This window comes from Rhizobacter sp. P1_G5 (assembly GCF_056405435.1).
In genome coordinates, this window is sequence record NZ_JBFUCB010000870.1 from 1 (window position 1) to 1,928 (window position 1,928).

Below are 1,928 nucleotides of genomic sequence, written 5' to 3' on the forward strand. Positions count from 1 at the left end.
GAGGTGGGCAAGAAGAACAGCTCGACCTACAGCAAGAGCACCGGCGACGAGGCGGCGACGCGCAGCTTCGGCATGAACGTCGTCTCGCACAACATCACCGGGCCGATGAAGTTCGCCGCCTGGTCGATGGACGTGATGGTGGAGGGCGCGAATGCCACCCGCTTCATGGACCTGACGACGCACAACCACGGCAACCCCTCGGGCGGTGCCACCGGGGCCAGCATGGCCGAGAAGGGGCCGCCGGATTTCGGCACCGACTGCCAAGCGCTCGAAACCAAGAATGCCGCTGCGCGCAAGGCGAACCCGCAGCTCGACAAGAGCCAGACCGTGACGCACGGCGTGTTTCGCGATTCCAGCGGCACCGCGGAACATGTGCGCGGCAGCAGCAAGGGCGGCCTCGGCAATGGCTGGGCGGTGGGCGTGAGCACCAAGGAGAAGCGCCTGAGCATGACCCCGGCGCAACGCGACTACGCCAGTTTCCAGCCCAGCATCCCGCAATCGCAGCTGAAGAAGCAGGCCAAGGCGCAGGCGAAGGGCCAGGACTACGACCCCATCGAACGGGATACGCACGGCACGATGGCGTGCTTCGGATCCGGCCGCGAGAAGACGCCGTTCCAGTACCACAGCTACGAAGGCATGACGCCCAACTACCCGGCGCATGCGGAGCCCAAGATCATCGACGAGATCTTCCTGACCCACCCGCAGCCCAATGGCGGATCGCTGCTGCTCGCCATCGACTGGCCGGGTGGGCCGGCGAACGGGCAGACCAAGGAGTCGCCTTGCAAGCAGAGCTGCGCGCACCTCATCTGCGCGATCGAGGAGGCCGGCTGCCTGGACATCTGGCTGTGCGAGCGCAACAAGGAGGGCCAGTTGGAGATGAAGAAGCCGACCTGCCCGCCGACCACCGCCTGCAGCTGACCCCACCTCGCTCCAGCGCCCATGCCTGCCCGCCTGCCACCCTGGATTCCCGCGTCGATCCGTCACGCGCCGATCGACTTCGCGTGGCGCGGCGCGCAGCAGCACTGCGGGCCGGCGAACGCGGTGACGCCGCTGCTGCGCAAGCTGGACAACACCACGCTGTGCGGCCAGCTGAGCCTGTGCGCCGGGCTGCTGTCCTGGGCCGCCGTGCGCTTCATGGATGCCGCCGCCGAGGCGGCGTCCTGCCTGGAGCTGGCCGAGGCGGCGTTCGCGTACCAGGTCGACTGGCGCTACGCAGACCCTTCTGCGGGCAGCGTGCGCACGGCGCCGGATGCGCCGCCGGCGTTGTCGGCGCTGCTGGAGGTGGCGGTGTACCTGTGGAAGGGGATGGACCGGGCCACGTACTGGGACAGCATCCACGCCCCGGTCCGGGAGACGTTCCACGCTGCCCACGTGGTGCAGCACGTCATGCCGCAGGCCGAACGCCCGGCCTTCGTCGACTGGTTCGAGCTGGCCATCGCGCGGGTGCAACAGCATGCCCACGCACCGCAGGGGCCGGCGCACTCCCGCAACRACTTCGACAACCCCGAGGACTGGCAGCGCTTCATCGCCGCGCATCGCGGCCCGGCGCTGCCGCCGGAGCTGCTCGATCCCGGCTTCGACTACCAGCCGGCGCAGCGCGAGGCCTTGGCCGCCCGCTTCCTGGCCCGCCTCGACGGCAGCACCAACCGCTACCTGCGCTCGCCGCAGGAGATGCTGCGCCTCGGCTTCGACGGCGAACCGTACCGCCTCGGCGCCCCGCGCCAACCCTCCCCGTGAGATCCGAATGAGCCCACCACGCGACTACCTCGCCGCCGCCGGCATCGCCGTCGATGACTACCCCTTTGCCTGGGACGCCTGGGAGTCCGACGCGTACTACCTGACCGACGCCGGGGCCGACGAACGCTTGCCGCTGCTGACCGGCAAGGCCAGGTTGGCCTTGCTGATCGCCAGCGCCGAGTGGATCGTGC

3 protein-coding genes are annotated in these 1,928 nt (G+C 69.4%); all 3 read left to right on the forward strand.

The annotated features are described in order from the left end of the window. Positions 1-918 (forward strand): PAAR-like domain-containing protein (locus AC1D12_RS32125; protein ID WP_477845207.1); only part of this gene is annotated, 918 nt, incomplete at its 5' end. Positions 919-939: 21 nt separating this feature from the next. Continuing rightward, complete coding sequence (locus AC1D12_RS32130) at positions 940-1,737, forward strand: hypothetical protein (RefSeq protein WP_477845208.1); 798 nt, start codon at positions 940-942, stop codon at positions 1,735-1,737. Between the two features lie 7 nt (positions 1,738-1,744). Beyond that, the coding region (locus tag AC1D12_RS32135) for a hypothetical protein (protein WP_477845209.1) at positions 1,745-1,928 on the forward strand (184 nt) is incomplete at its 3' end.